We start from the raw sequence: 16,424 nt of genomic DNA, 5'->3' as shown, positions 1-16,424 counted from the left end.
CGTCAGGCGGCATGATGTTTCCCGCTAGCGAGCTTTTTCATCAGTTTCGGAACAGCTATATTCTGACTCAAAGAAGACATTCATTGGAGACATCATGCAGAACGTTGATGAGGACACGATCACCCAGATTGTGCTGGCACGACATGCCAACGCCGCTGACGGTCGTCTCCGGCAGATCATGACAAACTTGGTGCAGCATCTGCACAGCTTTGCGCGCGACGTCGAACTGACTGAAGAGGAGTGGTTCAAGGGAATTCAGTTCCTGGCCGACGTCGGCCACATCACCGACGACAAGCGCCAGGAGTTCATTCTCTTGTCGGATACGCTCGGTCTCTCGATGCTCGTGACAGCGCTGAACAACCGGAAGCCGAAAGGCTGTACCGAGTCCACCGTGTTCGGTCCATTCTTTGTCGAAGATGCACCAGAGTATAAAAATGGCGACAACGTCGCTAACGGCGCGAAAGGCGAGTCGTGTTTCGTAAGCGGAAAAGTGACAGGACTCGACGGAAAGGCGGTTGCTGATGCGCGTATCGAAGTGTGGCAAGCCGATTCAGACGGCTTCTACGACGTGCAGTATGAGGGCCTAGCCGGCAGTCAAGGTCGCGGAATGCTGCGCAGCCAGGCAGACGGGACTTTCCATTTCAGGTCCATCACAGCGGAATCCTATCCTATCCCGCACGACGGACCGGTCGGGCGCATGTTGCAGGCTCTCGGTCGGCATCCTTGGCGTCCTGCGCACCTGCATTTCATGATCGAGGCGCCAGGCTATGAGCGCCTTATCACGCACGTCTTTCGCTCCGGCGATGAATACCTGAATTCCGACGCGGTATTTGGCGTCCGGTCGTCATTGATTGTCGACTGGGACCATCACGAGGCAGGTCAGGCACCTGATGGCAGCGAAAGTGCGACGCCGTTCAGCTCGCTCGACTTTACTTTCGTGCTTAACCGACTGAATGCAAACGCGGCCGCTGGCGCCGCTACGTCCAAAGTCGTGTCTGCAACTGCCTGACGCTCTGTCGTCTCAGACAAAAGCGGCCAGAACAAAACCATGCCGCTAGGGTGTGTTGACATTAGACGAGCCATATGAAGGCTGCAGCCAAGGCGACAAACGAAGCAAATCGCTCAGACAGTTTGTCGTATCGCGTGGCGACGCGGCGAAACTGCTTGATGCGCGCGAAGAACCGTTCGACCAGGTTACGGGACCGATAGAGATGCTTATCCAGAGGGCGTTGCACGAGCCGGTTTGCGCGACTCGGGATGACCGCTTGAACATCGAACGTGTGCAGATGTTCGATCAGTGCATCCGTGTCATATGCCTTGTCGGCCGCCACACTATCGGGCTTCAGATCGCCCAGCAATGGCAGAGCTTCAGGGCTGTCACCTGCCTGACCACCCGTCAAACGAAATTTCGCCAGCATGCCCAGGCCGTCAACCAGCGCATGAATTTTCGTACTGAGTCCACCTCGCGAGCGACCCAGCGCCTGATCACCTTTTTTTGGGAGCCCCAGCAGCGTGCTGATGAGCGCGAACAATGGTGCTATCGATGAAGACTTCCTCGAAATCTGCATCGGCGGCCAGCTCGGCAAATACCGTGTGCCATACCCCGGCACGTGACCATCGACTGAAGCGCTTGTACACGCTGTTCCAAAGGCCAAACTCCTCAGGCAAATCGCGCCACGGGCTACCGGTACGGGCGATCCACAGCACCGCCTCGACGAAATCCCGATTGTCGGCAGCGGTTCGTCCTCGATCGCCGGATTTACCCGGTAGCTGTAATGCAACGCGCTCATATTGGTCGTCTCGCAACATCTTCCGCACCATCTCTGTCTCGCCCAAAAGACAGGATGTAAACAGCTTTCCGGCAAAGTTAAGGAAGGTCTGCAAAAGTCCTGGCATTGCGTTGCTGCTGAGCTATCCTGGAAGCAGAGCCAATTAGGTGGGGAGCAGTGTAATGACGCAACTTGGTCTTGGTCTGGATCTGTCAACGAAGCGCACGCGCAAGCGGGAATTTCTCGATGAGATGCGACGCGTTGTGCCCTGGTTGAAGCTGATTGCGCTGATCGAGCCGCACTATCCCACGGGCAAAACCGGTCGGCCGCCGTTCCCGATTGCGACGATGCTGCAGATTCATTTCATGCAGCAATGGTTCGGTCTGTCAGACCCTGCCATGGAAGAGGCACTCTATGACGTGCCGCTGTATCGCGAGTTCGCGGGTCTCGACGGCGGGATGGTCCGCTTGCCGGATGAAAGCACGATTCTCCGGTTCCGCCATCTGCTGGAAACGCACGGTCTGGCGGTGCAAATGCTGGCGCTGGTCAATGAAATCCTGACGGAGAAAGGCCTGATGCTTAAGGCTGGGTCGGCAGTCGACGCCACCCTGATCGCCGCGCCCAGTTCGACAAAGAATGGCTCCGGCACGCGCGATCCTGAAATGCAATCAACGCAGAAAGGTGGCAACTGGTACTTCGGGATGAAAATGCATATCGGCGTGGACGCCGATTCGGGCCTGGTCCATACGGTCATTGGAACGGCGGCCACAATGTTCACGACATTACCGTAGCCCAGACGTTGCTGCATGGTGAAGAAACGGATGTGTACGCGGACGCCGGATATCAGGGTATCGAAAAGCGTTGTGAGCCTGAGGCGGTGCGTTGGCATGTTGCAATGCGACCGGCAAAGCGCAGGAAACTGGATCTGAGTGATTCGTTGGACGCGATATACGATCAGATCGAACGCCTGAAGGCGGGTATTCGGGCCAAGGTCGAACACCCGTTTCGCATCCTCAAGCGGCAGTTCGGTTACATGAAGACGCGCTATCGTGGTTTGCCGAAGAACATCGCCCAGATCACCACGCTGTTTGCTTTGGGCAATTTATGGATGGCTCGCAGAGCTTTGCGCAAAGCTTGAAACACCGGGCCGATGAAGGCCATATGTCTGGTTGGAGCGCTCCGGAGCGCGGAAAACCCCTCGCAATCAGCTCACCAACAAAGATCTGAACGCCGAGGTTGCGCTCGATGTGAAAGGTAACGCTTCAAAGCTAGTTGTGCAGAGCTTCCTTAACAGTGCGGCCTGAAAGGCTGTCGCTTAATGTCAACACACCCTAGGGGATTGCTCAAAGAGATTGACATCCCAGCCGACCGCGCGAAGCGCTGTCGTGGTGAACAGGCCGCTAAGCGAGCCGCCGATAACAGTAGCCCGAGGTTGGGCTGCATGGCCCATGTTGCGCTCCTGATAGCTTTGTCGGGGGCGATAGGGTGGCGCTCGACTGATTCCCTGCCCCCGCCGTCGCCTAACCCGTGCGCCCGGATTCGAAGAGAAACCACGTGCGGCGTTCGGCCTCGTCGATCCATTGCTCCAGCAAACTCGCAGTCGCCACGTCGCCATACTCGTCACACAGTGCATGCGTGCCTTTCATGTACCGTGCTAGCGACATGTTGTCCTCGCGTAGTTCAGCGAGCATATCAGGCGGCGTGACGAAATCGGCGTCGTTATCGAGGATGCGCTGCAGTTTCACGCTATGACCCATGGAGCGGATAGTCGTGCCGCCGATCTTGCGCACACGTTCGGCGATTGGGTCCGTAGTAGCGAAAATCTGGTCCGACTGCTCATCGAGCAGCAGGTGATAGTCGCGGAAGTAAGGACCGGACATGTGCCAGTGGAAATTCTTGGTTTTCATGTATAACGCCATCGTGTCCGCGAGCAGGGCATTGAGTTCGGCGGAGATGTCGCGTGTCGCCTCTTCGGAGAGGGCACTGGGCGTGTTCAGCGGTGCCTTTCTTCGTTCGGCAACGTTCGTGAGATCGTTCATGCATGGCCTCGACAAAAATTCGGGGTGGTCCCAGGCTCGCTGCGAAACTTTTCGCCTGAGCGGATGTGCAACTGAAACTGCGTCGACGCGGAACCGGCCTTTGCCGGATGTCACCGTACGAAAGCTCAACCGGATAGGCCCAGTGTATGCCTCGGCCGGCGGAAAGAAGCGGGGTTGGCAAGGTTAATTGTTCTGAAGAAGCGCACCGTTCTAGCGAGACGTTCCGCGTGTGCAACGATTTGATTTGTATGAAACGGCGAATCCGTCCGACGCACGGCCGCTCTACGCCGCTACATAGCGTGAACTCAGTCTCGTTCTCTTAAGAGAAATTAAGCTTTGGTCAAGAATTTTTATGGCAGAACTCGGTAGTATTGGGTGCACATAACCAGGGCAGGCAATCTCCTTGGTGCAGCGCGACGAAGATCGCAATAAAACCACGTGCTGCCGAGCAGCATGCCGGCATAGTCGCTGCGGATCGGCTCGCCACGAATCGCAGCGTTCGGCATGGTCATGAGCAGGCAGCCAGCTGAGCTGTCTCTGTATATCTGTAGGAATGCAGATCATGCAGCGGCGCGGGGAAATTCGCGTATTTGAGGAGTCGTTTCACTTTGGACAAGACCAGTGAAGAGCCGATGTTGTCCGCGCGGCCAAAGGTGATCGCGATTCTCGCGCTAGTGGCGTTTGCGCTGCTGCTAGCCGCCGTTCTGGCCTTTGCATTTGTGAAGGGTGAGCGCAGTACAGACGACGCCTACGTGACCGGTCACCTGCACACCATTTCGTCCCGGGTGAGCGGTACGGTGCAAGAGGTGCTGGTCGACGACAACCAGTTTGTCCGTGCCGGTCAGGTGCTGGTGCGTCTGGATACACGTGATTTTGACGTGCAGGTCGCACTGCAGCGCTCCCGGGTGGAGCAGGCCAGATCGGAGCAGGACAGCGCGCGTGCGCAGATCAGTCAGACTGAAGCCGCAATTGCCGCCGCCACCGCCGACGCTCGCAAGGGCGACCTGAATTTTGCGCGTGCCCGCGAGCTGACTGCAGAAACACCGCGGGGCCTCTCGCAGCAGGATTTCGATGCCGCGGATGCCGCGCGTACAACAGCGCATGCGCGCGTGCAACAGGCCACCGCTCAGCTCGAAGCTGCTCAGGCAGGTTTGCTGGCGGCGCGGGCGCTGGAATCGCAGAGCGGTGCCAACCTGCGCGACGCATCGCTGCAATTGACATACACCAACATCATTGCGCCGACCGATGGATACGTGGGAAAAAAGACTGTCGAAACGGGCCAGCGCCTTGTGCCTGGCCAGCCGCTGTTGACGGTGGTCGAGGCAGACGTCTGGGTAGTGGCGAATTTCCGGGAGACGCAGTTGAGGCATGTCAAGGTGGGCGATTCGGTGGATCTGCACATCGACGCGATGCCCGACACGCCTTTCCATGGACACATCGACAGCTTCGCACCGGCCACCGGCGCGCAGTTTGCATTGTTGCCGCCGGACAATGCGACCGGCAACTTCACGAAGGTGGTCCAACGGGTGCCCGTGAAGATACGCTTTGACAGCCTGAACGACCCAGGCTATCGGATCAGACCTGGGTTGTCGGTCACGGCAACGCTCGCGTCACAAGAGAAGTTGCGATGAGCGGGCGTGTCATGCTGCTGACCTTTTGTGCGCTCGCGGCATGCAGCGTTACACCGCAATCGCACACGCCGCTTGCGTTAGGCGACGCGCCGCTTCGCCACGCTACCGTCACGCAAACGGCTGCAATCCCAGACGGCGCCTGGCCCGCACTGTTCGCCGACCCGCTGCTGGTCAGCCTGATCGATGCCGCGCTGGCGAACAACTACGAGATTGCATCGGCCAACGCGCGCATTGCCCAGGCTCGTGCGCTGGTCATGGCCAGCGACGCCTACCAGACGCCGACGGTCGGTATCAATCCATCGCTTTCGCGCAATCGTGTCTCCGGCACAGTGGACGATGCGTTACCGAAGCGGATGCTGCGAACGTGGGCGTTACCTGTCGATGCCACGTACGAGGTCGACCTGTGGGGGCGTCTCAAGGGACAAGCCGATGTGGCGCGCGAGGATGCGCTAGCAGCACAGGCGGATGCGGCCGCGGTGCGCTTGCGCGTTTCGACGGAAGTGGCGAGCGACTATCTGACCTTGCGCTTTGTCGAACAGGACAGTGCCGAGTTGCGGCAGGCCATCCAGCTCAGACAGGCCGCGTTGCGACTGGTGCAGCGCCGCGTTAAGGCAGGTGCGGCCAGCGACCTCGACGCGCTGCGCGCGGCGACCGAGATGAACACGGCAAACGCGGACCTTGCCGAGAGCGAGCGTGAACGTGACAATCTCGTCGATGCGCTCGCGGTGCTCACAGGGCGCTCCGTTAATGATCTGACGATCGGCCCCGGGCTTGCTCCGATCGCGTTGCCGGATATTCCGGTCGGTTTGCCGTCGGCGCTACTCGAGCAGCGTCCGGACATTTATGCCGCGCAACGTCGGCTGGACGCAGCGTCTTTGCAGATCGGCATCGCCCGGACCGCGTATTTGCCGACCCTTACACTCACGGCGGACGGCGGTTTTGCAAGCCGCGACCTGAGCTCGTTCCTGGACCGTAACAGCTCAGTGTGGGGCCTCGCCATTAGCGCGGCGTTGACGCTGATCGACGGTGACCGACGTCGTGCCGTGGTTGAGTCCGCGCAAGCGGGTTATATGATCGCGGACGCCAATTCCAAAGCGCTCATGCTTGACGCCCTGCGACAGGTACAAGATGCGCTGAACGATGTCGCGGCGCAGCGGCTGCGCATCGCCGCTTATGAGCAGGCGGCCTCGACGTCGGCGCAAGCAGCCCGGCTGTCGCGTAGCCGCTACGAACACGGTTATGTCGACTATTTTGAGGTGGTCGACTCCGACCGCGAGGCGCTGTCCATTCAACGTGAGTTGATCCACAGCCGCCAGGCGCAGGCGGTCGCGACTGTCACTTTGGTACGGACGATCGGCGGCGGATGGACGCCCATTAGCGGAGCACGTCCGGGAATGGAGAAAGCCGCGCGGAGCGATTAAGGATGCCAGGTGACATCGGTGAATGTTGACTGGTGGTTTCAGCGTATCCAATCGCCCTCGCCCTGATCTTCGACCTGAACCTCCTGTGAATACTTCACTGTTCCTCGCTGGTCGGAATGACAGAATTAAGCGCGCTCGCCAGAATCATCGCGTCAGCGTTGGCCGGCGTTATCTTGCACCTGTAAGGTTTTTATATCTCATCCCCGCTGAGAATTGGCTTGCCACTTAGCGCGCATTCACCGCTTCGTCGCGCAACGCACGAACGCCATATTTGTCCTCCGCAGCAGCAGGAAGTTGGGGCTCGCCATTCAAGTATTGCGGTGTCATTTGTGGGGCGCTCGGAAATGCTGATCGTCACAGGACAGCGGGGGCCATGAGCAGCAGCGGATGTCCGCCCGCGAGCAGTCGCCGACGGCGGCAGGTTTGACACTGAATTTTGATCCTCTGGGCTCGCGATCGAATTCGCCTGCAGCAGTCGAATTGTTTCTAACCATGGATCGTGCATCATTCGGCTCGATAGCATGCTGGCGCCCCATAGGATGAGGAAAGAAATCGGCGCGTGGCCGTGCGTTCGACCGGGGTGTCATTGCGCGCTCAGTGACGTTCGTGCGGACAACTAATCAGCAAACGTCAGACATGACGTGTGTGTTGGCCTCCAATAAGTTTGATCGATAGCCACGCGTTACCCAAATTAAAGCTTGTTAAATTCCAGGAATTCCCAAGGGGCGGGGCAGAGATGCTTACGTCATCCGGGAAGTGGGCTGCCAAGCCCGAATCCGGCCGCGAGCTGTGGACCTTTCTGAAGCAGGGGCGCGACCGCGATGCTCCGGGCCGCGGCCCAGTCAGCGAGGTGTTGACCGACATCGCCGCTGTTTGCGGGCAGGAACTCGGCAAGGGACACTGCGTCGTCAGCTGCTTTGGACGTGCCTGAGCCTGTGTGCGGTCGAAGCGTGCAGGCTGCGTCGCCGACCAGCGCTACCCGGCCCTCGACAAAAGCGGGGCTTAGCGCATCGAAAATGGCTTGTACGAACGGCGCTTTCGTTGCGAGCACGAGTTGGGCCAAAACGGTGGGCAAACGTCGGGACGCGAGACTGGTGAGGTCGGCCAGCGATGCCGCCGCGAGCTGTCCTGCACTGACTGATGTGTGATGCTTGCGCCCGGCGTAGTCGGTCAAATGCCGTTGCAGTTCCTCGGCGTCAGGTTCGTTGCGATACCAGAGCCAGTTGAAGCGCCGCTTGCCCGGCGCCAGCGAGCCGTCGAGAGCAGGAATCAGGAATGCCATGAAGAGCTCGCCGGGCTGCCGGTGCAACGTCATGTTTTCTACCAGCGTCGAGATATCGGCGGGGTTAAAGGTGGCTTCATCGACAATGCCACGCCATGCGATATAGCCTGCGAACGACGCGTGGTAGTCGGGAAAGAGCAGGGAGCGCAGGCGCGAGCCGGTTCCGTCAGCAGCGATCAGGACGTCCGCACGCTCTGTCTGTCCATCGTCGAAATGGAGGTCGACACCGTGCTCGTCCTGGTCAAAGCCTGCAACTTCGCGCCCGTAGCGAATCCGCTCTGCCGGCAGCGTGCTGCACAGGGAGCGATAGACCGCGTCCCACGACGAGAAGGGCAACATCTCGGGTTCGTCGTGGGTGACGGAACCGCTGACATCGATCCAACGCCGGCGATGTGTTGGCACGCTGATCATGTCGCGACAGTAGTGACCGTGATTCTCGAGGAAGCGCAGCATGCGCCGCAACACCACCACACCGCCGCCCTGACCACGTAACGCATGCGCAGAGCGCTCGTAGACGAGCACGTCATGTCCGGTGCAATTCAGCGTGAGGGCTGCGGCAAGCCCTGAAATCGAACCGCCTGCGATTGCAATCTTCATGTCGGGTATCTTGTTCAATGTCGTCGCGTTAGCCCTCGATCTGCCTTCTTGTGCGGTCTAATGATACTTCGCGCCGGGTAAGGCGTTACCTCTGAAAACCCGATACCCGACGGTCGTATAGATGAGGATGATCGGCAGGATCACGACCGCTCCCACCAACGCACGGCAAGAAAGCGGGCAAGGCCGATGCTCATCGCGGGAAAGACGATGTGGAAAGAAACCGTGAAAGCAAATTGCAGTCTCGAGAGATCGAGCGCGCCGGGATTCACCGTCGTGGGCTTCGGTGGACGCGGGCCGGCTCGGTCGTAGGAGCGATACCGTTGCGCCTGTGCAAAGTGCACCTCGGTAGGGGTGTCGATGGTACGCATTTTTAATGCCTCCAACTTTGAACGGCGAAAGCAGCGCAGCGTAGTTGAACGTTCTGAATTTTGCGTGAAACGGCCGACCGGCTTGCTGTTATCGCCAGACGTGACTGGCGATGCCGCCTGCGATCGAGCAATCACAGGCGAAGGGGTCTAGCCTCTACATGCTGCGCGCGATTCTGAGCGGACGCGGCGATGAGACTGTCGAACTGGTCAAGACCAACCTGCGCTGAGGGGCGGCTAATGGACCGAGGGGAAGCCGTCGAGGCACGCAACGCGGCTTCGACGGCGTGGCCTCATGCGAGGCCGAGATGTGTCTTGAAGAAGCTGGCGGTGCGGCCGTTGGCCAGCGCCGCTGCCGCCGCATCGTATTTGGTCCCGTTGTGCCGCGAAAAAGCGTGTGCGCTGCCTTGGTAGGTGAATATCTCTACGTTGGGCATTCCAGCGACTGAGTCCTTGATTGCTTTCTGGGCGTCTCTGGAGATGTATTCGTCCTCGGTACCGAAATGCATGATGAGCGGTGCGGTCACATTCGGCGCTTCGGCCAGGAACTGTTCGGTTCTGCCACCGTAATAGCAAACCGCCGCATCGACGTTGGATCGCGCAGCGGTCAGGAACGTCATCAGGCCGCCAAGGCAAAAGCCGACCACACCGACCTTGCCTGTTGCGCCTGGGAGCGTTCGCGCTGCCTGCACCGTTGCGACGATATCCGGAACGCCTTGATTGACATCGTAGGCCTCGTAGAGCTTGCCCGTCTTGTCCCAATCGGTCTTGTCCGATAGCTGGACATTCGGTGCCTGGCGCCAGAACAGATCAGGACAGATGCCGACGAAGCCGAGTGCGGCCAGTTCGTCAGCAGTTTGTCGCAAGTCGGGATTGACGCCAAATATTTCCTGCAGGATCACGACTGCCGGTGCGGGTTGCCGGGCAGGGCGCGCAACGTACGCTGAAAATGTGCCATCTGGAACCGTGATAGAAAGAATTTCGCTCATTCTTATCTCCACTGTCGAGTTAGATGCCGGCGCGCGCACCGAGCAACGTGGCATGTATGCGCGATGTCGCGCTGAGCAATGCCAAAAAGCAGCGCGCAGTGGGTCATGTCATCACACTGAGCTTATTCAATCGCGTCTCGTCGGGCGCGATAAAAGATCTGAATCATTCTGAACGGGCACGAGCACGACGCAGATTGGTTCACAGAAAGTCTCCAGCCTGCGCACGTCCAGTCATGGTGGATGAACAACCACCGTCATAAAGTCTGGAAGCGGTCGTAGAAGTGAATTCCCTCCATCGCGGGGGGGGCCTCTCCCTTTTCGGCGGCTTCGAGCAGGCCCCCAAAAAATCGGATCATTCGGTAAGCCATAGGACGTGTAGCGCATCAAGTTACGTCGCAAGAGACTGATACTACATGAGTTTTCCGGCCGTAGAGGTCATTTCTGTATCCACGCTATTCGGAATTTGCGGAACGCAGAGCGCGAGGCGGCGCCAAAGCCGGCCAATACATTGCCCGCTTCAGGGCAATGAAGCGATTAACCCGACGGGATTCTTTGTGCAACCCAGCAAGTGCATATCAATCCTGCCCGACTTTGATAGGAACTGAAAATCATGCATTGGATCATTTTCTGCACCGATAAGCCCGGTGCCGTGGCCCTTCGCGAAGCCAACACTCCGAAGCATCGCGCGTATCTGGAGAGCGGGCCGATCACGCTTGTCACATCCGGTCCATTAGTGGACGACGCAGGAGAGAACAAGATCGGCAGCTTCTTTCTTGTGGAAGCGCAAACACGCGGCGAAGTCGAGGCATTCAATCGCAATGACCCGCTCTTCGCAGCCGGGCTTTGGGACGAAGTCAGGATTCACCGTTTTCATCGCCGGGTGGGTTAAACGATTGACAACCGGCGTGCGCCGATGAGCCGCGAGATGCGGCGCCCCCTGTTTGACGATGTCGTCCAATCCTGTAACGGGCGCCGTGCGGTGTCGAGCGCCTCCCGTATCGATTCATACCCACCTGCCGACAGAACCGGCGCTTGATACGTCTGATCCGTATCGAGAGAGGCGGAGTGCGCCTGTATGGCGTGCCAATCGTTCAAGGCGTCCCACACCATGTTGTGCGTGACTTGTCAAACACGACGGGATTAATCGGACTCAGCGGTAAATGCGCGGGCTTTCCGGCTATGGCGCTCGAGCGATATAGACGTAGGCCTCAGTTTGAGACGGGGCGAGCAGTCATGCCGCGCGGTAGCAAAGAGGAGACAAGGGTGAAAGTCAATATTCCGTTTCAAATTCGAGGAGACACACCAATGGCTAGAGGGTGTTAGGCACTTTTGTTAAGGGTTGCAAAGTGAACAAGCATAAGCACGGAGAATACGACGAAATGCAAACCAGCCAAGGTTTCGGGCAATCGTTCGTAGTCTCTGGCCAGTCGTCGGAACCGGTTGAGCCAGCCGAAGCTGCGCTCGACCACCCAGCGGCGCGGCAACAGCACGAAGCCCTTCTTCGCCTCCGGCAGCTTGATTACCTGAAGCTCAATCCCTTCGTCGAGTGCCGCCTGCGCAGGCTCTTCGCCGGTATATCCCTGATCGGCGAACGCCACCTTGACCGTCTGGCCCGTGGCCTGCTGAACCTGACGCGCCAGTTCTCCGACCTGCGCGCGTTCCTGTTCGTTGGCCGGCGTAACATGCACAGCAAGCAACTGCCCCAAAGTATCAACCGCCATGTGGACCTTACTGCCGCGTTTGCGTTTGTAGCCGTCGTAACCGGCGCGAGGCCCACTCTCGCATGTCGACTGCAGGGTCCGCCCGTCGAGAATGACCGCGCTGGGTTGACCACGGCGCTCCTGTGCGATCCGGATGATCGAACGCAGGTCATTCACCATCGCCTCGAAACAGCCTGCCTGAATCCAGCGTTGCGTCTGCTGGTAGACCAGTTCCCACGGTGGAAAATCATTGGGCAACAAACGCCACGGCGCACCCGCACGTACGATCCAGCGCAGCGCGTTGAACATCTCGCGCAGTTCGTAGCGGCGCTGCGGCGCGTCTTTGTTCATCAAGGTCAGGTACGGAGCGGCGAAGTACCACTCTTCATCCGACACATCCGTTGGGTATGGCCTGCGGTTTTTCATTCCGCCAGGATACCAGGTCTAACTCAAAGTTCCTAACACCCTCTTCTATGGGGAACCGAAAGTCAAGCCCGGTTCACGATAAACATTCTGTTATGCGAAGTAAACCTCCTTGTCCGGTCTCTACGGCCAGCCTGCGTGGTCACCTACCATGACCAGACGCAGGCTGGCCGTAGAGACCGTTGCGTAAAGGACGATATCGACGCTCATCGCGCACACCTTGTTGCAGCCTGGCATGTCAATGTCATTCAGGTCAGGGTGTCTGTTGACCGGTCAGTGCCAGGTCGACCTTCTATCCGTGCCGGCCTGACAGGCCGGTCACCTCATGCCGCATGCGCGAAGCGCTGGAGCTACCCTGTTACCGACGCGCCCCATCTAGGGAAACGGCCACCCGCAGTGGGTAGCCCGAGGGTGTTCCGGGCGCGTTGACCTTTACATGCTGTTGCTGCATCCGATGTCATTCAGTCATTCAGGCCCTCACGGTGTTGACGTCGCGCGGCTTGAGTATCGCGCCGACGGGGATCTCGCCGTGCTCGAGATAACGCCACAGGGCGATCGCCAGACGGCGTGTGAGCGCAACGATACCGATGCGCCGCATCCGCTTGCCGGTACCGGCAAAGCGCTCGTTGAACCAGTGGCTGAGCTGGCTGCCGGGCTGCAGGCGCAGCCAGCTCCAGGCGAGCTCGACCATCAGCCAGCGACATCGCCGGTTGCCCGCCTTGCTGATACCGAGTTCAACCTCGCTGGTGCCGCTGGCGTACGGCGTGGGCGTCAGGCCCAGACAGCCGGCCACTTCGCGGCGGTTGCGAAACTGCCGCCAGCCGAACAGTTCCCTGACGAGCGTCCACGCACTGCCTGCACCGATGCCGGCAAGCTGTGCGAGCAGCGCCATGCCGGGATGTGCGCCGCTACGCACCTGCCGCTCCTGCTGCACTTCGAGCAGGCGGATCTGCTGGTGCACCAGCGCGAGCCGCTCACATTCGCGGTCGATCTCGGCGCGCAGACCGGGCGCCAGCAACTCGCGCTGACGGGGCCACCAGTGCGTCCAGATGCGGCCGCCGACAGACCGGACCCGAAGGTTGTGCAGTACCAGCAGGGAGCGGATCCGGTTGGTGTGCGCGGTCTGCTCTTTGCGCAGGCGTTCGAGCTCGCGGTGCAGGCGCCGGTCGTCCTCCTGCCCGGGCGTGGGAATGCGTGCCACCGCCCACACGCGCCGCTCGCCCGCGTAATAGCGCATGAGCATCGACAGCAGCTTGTCGCTGTCAAGCCGGTCTGTCTTGGCGCGACGCGCACGGCGGTTCACCTCGATGCTGGCCGAATCCACCACGAGATTGACGATGCCCTGTTCAGCCAGCCAGCGGTGCAGCCAGAAACCGTCGCGGCCAGCTTCATAACAGCTGTAGACGGGTGCGTCGGCGCCGAGATGGCAACGCGCCCTGGCGTTGGCGATGGCGGTGAGAACCGCCGTGGTATCACCGGCGGCGACCGTACAGCGGCTGGGCGCGCGCTGGCCATCACCCAGTGAGAGCTTCCAGTTCTTCTCGCCCAGTTCAAAAGCCATGTACAGGCGGCCACCTGCCGTCGTATTCTGCCCACGGAGGGCTGTGTCAGGCGTATCCATTTGCGTACTCCTCCGGAGAAAACGAATGTGCAAGTCCCGTTTTACTCCAGTCGGGCTTTCTGTCGCTGCCCTCCCACATAGCATCTAGAAGCGCCTTCGAACGAGGCTTTGTGGGTCCGGTAGCGCGGGCAGTACTGGTCGTCGGCGTCCTGCTGTGCGCCGCGGTGATCGCACACGCCGACGACCTGACGGCACGTGTCACAACACTCACGACACAACGCTGCGCAGCCTGTCACGGCGTCGACGGAAACAGCACAGTCGGGACCTACCCACGCCTTGCAGGCCAGTATCCGGAGTATCTGTACAAGCAGATCACACAGTTCAAGGGCGGCCCGGGTGTACTGCCGTTGCGGCACAACGAGATCATGCAGACCATGGTGAAAGACCTCTCGCTGGACGAGATGAAAGCACTCGCGACCTTCTATGCAGCGCAAAAGCTCGCGTCGGGTGCGGCTTCAAACGCAGCGCTCGTCGATGCCGGAGCGCTTGTCTATACACATGGCGGCGCGAACGGCGCGCCAGCGTGTATTTCATGTCACCGTGCAGCGGGAGGCGGTATCGAGCCTGACTTCCCGCGTATCACCGGCCAGCATGAGGAATATGTCCAAACGCAACTCCACGCCTGGAAGAGCGGAGAGCGCGGGGGTAGGGGGAAGCTGATGAGTCTGATCGTTCCGCTGCTGAGCGACGACGAGATTGTCGCTGTGTCCGCGTATGTAGCAGCACTGAAGCAATGAAAATATGGACGATCTGACAAACCGACGCTATTTTTGATAAGGTGTCCTTCTGAAGTCGGCCATATAGTGAGTTCGACGATAGATGCAGGCGACGAAGGGGCCGTTGGCGAATTCAGGCAGATCAGTTCGGCCCGGTTGTATCTCAATACTTGACTCACGCTGAGCTTGTCAATTCAACGCTGTGGGATGTCCTGATGCCATACGCACGATAGTGACGTCCCCCGATGCGGTTTTAGAGTCCGTAAGCCGGGATTCAAGGCTTGTCAAGTGTCCGTATTCGATACAGGAAAGACAGGCTCGATGACGGAGAGTGGGGGCATCGGCTGGCCGGAAGAGATGCCTCTTAAGTTGCACGACTCGGATGGAATGGAGGTTCGGCCAACCAAACAAAAGCCATTCGATAGCTGGGATGCGACTCAAAATGATTAGTATTGCAAATCAAAACGGTAATGAGACTGTGCGATTAGCAGAACAATGGAGACCAGGAATGTACAAGAGGATTATTACTGTTTTAGCAGTTTCTCTCGTGATTGGCGAAGCGCATGCACAATCGAGTGTCACCTTGAGCGGGATCATCGACGGCGGAATCAGCTTCACAAATGGCGTAGGTGCAAATGACAAGAATCAGTGGGCATATGGTCAGGCGAATCTGGTCGTCAGCCGGCTGATCTTCTCCGGGGTGGAGGATCTGGGCGGCGGGATGGCGACGCTATTCAAACTTGAATCGGGTTTCTTGCCGGGTGCCGGGAAGAGCACCAACTCGGGCCAGCCGACCTCGGCGGGCAGTTTCCTGTTCGACCGTGGTGCGTGGGTGGGATTGAGAAAGGATGACTTCGGGACGATCTCGTTTGGCCGTCACTACACCCCATTCGTCGAAGTACTTTATCGCACGGATGCCAGCGGCTTTGAGAATTTCGGCTCGGTGGCAAACACGGTCTTTCAGACCCGCACTGGCTTCAACGGCTTTCAATATACCTGGGCTAACAACTCGGTCAAATATCAGACACCGACGATCTACGGCCTCAGTGCCAGCGTGTTGAACAGCTTTGGCGGAACCGCAGGCGATTTCCAGAACCAGCGTGAGGTGTCGGCTGCGCTGTACTACGCGCTAGGGCCCGTATCCGCGAGCGCCGGTTATATCTCCGGCAACGACCCGACCGGGGCGACCGATCACACGGTGGCGAGGGCCTACACCGTATTCCTCGCCTATACAGGCAGTGCCTACAAGGTCAGCCTGAATTTCCAGAACTTCAAGGATCCAGCAACCGGAAGCAGCCAAGACTATTATTCGATCGGCGGCCGGTACGATATCACTCCGGCGTTCAGGCTTGTTTCGGACTATACGTATCTGGCGGACAGGGTGAGCTCCGAGCGCAACGGTGCATTCTTCAAACTAGGCGTTCACTACCTGCTGTCGAAGTCGACGGATCTGTACACGGAGGCCGGGCTTGCCAGAAACAACGCCCAAGGCACGCTCGGTATTTCAAGCACTTCACCAGCTAGCGCAGGCATCAACCAGCGCTCGGTCGTTACCGGCATGATTCACTTCTTTTGACCGCGAGACGGAAACCGCCGCAGATGGTATCGACGTAGCGATAGAACGGAAGAAAGCTGACTCAGTAGAAAATCGCGGCATGGCGCCTGCGCCGACTACCCGCAATATCAGTTATGTCGCTACGTAACCTGCTCCATGAATCGATCGCTTAAGAGGAATTAAGCGTTCTACCATGCTTTTTATGAAACGACGGGGTAGCATCGGGTGCGTCTTGCTGCGCACTGGTTTTCCGGAGCATTGGGGAGCGCGCTCGCACAGAGCAGTGTGTTGTTTAATAACGTCATCGATGGAGGTG

Annotated in this window: 14 protein-coding genes and 1 pseudogene; 7 read left to right on the top strand and 8 right to left on the bottom strand. The window is 59.0% G+C overall.

Going from position 1 to position 16,424, the window contains the following annotated elements:
- Positions 1-94: 94 nt before the first annotated feature.
- The gene (locus AYM40_RS29865) at positions 95-1,009 is read left to right on the top strand and encodes an intradiol ring-cleavage dioxygenase (protein WP_063499655.1); all 915 of its coding nucleotides are present in this window, start codon (positions 95-97) and stop codon (positions 1,007-1,009) included.
- A gap of 61 nt (positions 1,010-1,070) precedes the next feature.
- Here the strand turns inward: AYM40_RS29865 and AYM40_RS29860 are convergent.
- Positions 1,071-1,821, bottom strand: a protein-coding gene (locus tag AYM40_RS29860; protein WP_420488524.1) for an IS5 family transposase whose coding sequence is annotated in 2 segments (ribosomal slippage) — positions 1,071-1,494 and positions 1,493-1,821 — 753 coding nt in all. Because the reading frame shifts where the segments join, the coding sequence is not laid out codon by codon here.
- 130 nt (positions 1,822-1,951) lie between these two features.
- Here AYM40_RS29860 and AYM40_RS29850 point away from each other — a divergent pair.
- Positions 1,952-2,907 (top strand): IS5 family transposase gene (locus AYM40_RS29850; protein ID WP_063494433.1). Its coding sequence is split into 2 segments (ribosomal slippage): positions 1,952-2,536 and positions 2,539-2,907, totalling 954 coding nucleotides; the frame shifts between segments, so codons are not numbered across the junction.
- Between the two features lie 382 nt (positions 2,908-3,289).
- On the opposite strand, the gene AYM40_RS29845 is transcribed toward AYM40_RS29850, so the two are convergent.
- Positions 3,290-3,808, bottom strand: a complete 519-nt coding sequence (locus AYM40_RS29845) for a Dps family protein (protein ID WP_063499654.1) — start codon at positions 3,806-3,808, stop codon at positions 3,290-3,292.
- Between the two features lie 632 nt (positions 3,809-4,440).
- Here AYM40_RS29845 and AYM40_RS29840 point away from each other — a divergent pair.
- Both AYM40_RS29840 and AYM40_RS29835 read left to right on the top strand, forming a co-directional pair.
- Positions 4,441-5,439: an HlyD family secretion protein gene (locus AYM40_RS29840; RefSeq protein WP_063500798.1), complete on the top strand. Its 999-nt coding sequence runs from the start codon at positions 4,441-4,443 to the stop codon at positions 5,437-5,439.
- The gene (locus AYM40_RS29835) at positions 5,436-6,860 is read left to right on the top strand and encodes an efflux transporter outer membrane subunit (RefSeq protein ID WP_063499653.1); all 1,425 of its coding nucleotides are present in this window, start codon (positions 5,436-5,438) and stop codon (positions 6,858-6,860) included. Before AYM40_RS29840 ends, AYM40_RS29835 begins: the two co-directional genes overlap by 4 nt.
- A 190-nt stretch (positions 6,861-7,050) precedes the next feature.
- On the opposite strand, the gene AYM40_RS43875 is transcribed toward AYM40_RS29835, so the two are convergent.
- The 4 genes and pseudogenes from AYM40_RS43875 to AYM40_RS29820 all read right to left on the bottom strand — a co-directional run bounded on the left by AYM40_RS43875 (position 7,051) and on the right by AYM40_RS29820 (position 10,093).
- On the bottom strand, positions 7,051-7,365 hold the full coding sequence (locus AYM40_RS43875; protein ID WP_420488523.1) for a DUF3331 domain-containing protein: 315 nt from the start codon (positions 7,363-7,365) through the stop codon (positions 7,051-7,053).
- Between the two features lie 240 nt (positions 7,366-7,605).
- Positions 7,606-8,739: an FAD-dependent monooxygenase gene (locus AYM40_RS29830; protein WP_082855389.1), complete on the bottom strand. Its 1,134-nt coding sequence runs from the start codon at positions 8,737-8,739 to the stop codon at positions 7,606-7,608.
- Between the two features lie 155 nt (positions 8,740-8,894).
- Positions 8,895-9,008, bottom strand: a pseudogene (locus AYM40_RS40805) (cytochrome ubiquinol oxidase subunit I); the annotation flags it as partial.
- Positions 9,009-9,397: 389 nt separating this feature from the next.
- A complete protein-coding gene (locus tag AYM40_RS29820) occupies positions 9,398-10,093 on the bottom strand; it encodes a dienelactone hydrolase family protein (protein WP_063499651.1) in 696 nt (231 codons plus the stop codon).
- Between the two features lie 610 nt (positions 10,094-10,703).
- On the opposite strand from AYM40_RS29820, the gene AYM40_RS29815 reads away from it, so the two are divergent.
- On the top strand, positions 10,704-10,982 hold the full coding sequence (locus AYM40_RS29815; RefSeq protein ID WP_063499650.1) for a YciI family protein: 279 nt from the start codon (positions 10,704-10,706) through the stop codon (positions 10,980-10,982).
- A 430-nt stretch (positions 10,983-11,412) separates the two neighbouring features.
- Here AYM40_RS29815 and AYM40_RS29810 read toward each other — a convergent pair whose 3' ends face one another.
- Both AYM40_RS29810 and AYM40_RS29805 read right to left on the bottom strand, forming a co-directional pair.
- Positions 11,413-12,219, bottom strand: a complete 807-nt coding sequence (locus AYM40_RS29810; RefSeq protein ID WP_063495529.1) for an IS5 family transposase — start codon at positions 12,217-12,219, stop codon at positions 11,413-11,415.
- A 466-nt stretch (positions 12,220-12,685) separates the two neighbouring features.
- On the bottom strand, positions 12,686-13,837 hold the full coding sequence (locus AYM40_RS29805) for an IS110 family transposase (protein WP_063499649.1): 1,152 nt from the start codon (positions 13,835-13,837) through the stop codon (positions 12,686-12,688).
- A gap of 110 nt (positions 13,838-13,947) precedes the next feature.
- On the opposite strand from AYM40_RS29805, the gene AYM40_RS29800 reads away from it, so the two are divergent.
- Together AYM40_RS29800 and AYM40_RS29795 are read left to right on the top strand one after the other, a co-directional pair.
- A complete protein-coding gene (locus AYM40_RS29800; RefSeq protein ID WP_063499648.1) occupies positions 13,948-14,574 on the top strand; it encodes a c-type cytochrome in 627 nt (208 codons plus the stop codon).
- Positions 14,575-15,061: 487 nt separating this feature from the next.
- Positions 15,062-16,129, top strand: a complete 1,068-nt coding sequence (locus AYM40_RS29795; RefSeq protein ID WP_063499647.1) for a porin — start codon at positions 15,062-15,064, stop codon at positions 16,127-16,129.
- Positions 16,130-16,424 lie beyond the last annotated feature (295 nt).

Origin of the sequence: Paraburkholderia phytofirmans OLGA172, from assembly GCF_001634365.1 — a bacterium.
Classification (GTDB): Bacteria; Pseudomonadota; Gammaproteobacteria; order Burkholderiales; family Burkholderiaceae; genus Paraburkholderia.
Note: the sequence above shows the minus strand (reverse complement) of the source record. Positions and strands in the feature narration are given on the sequence as shown.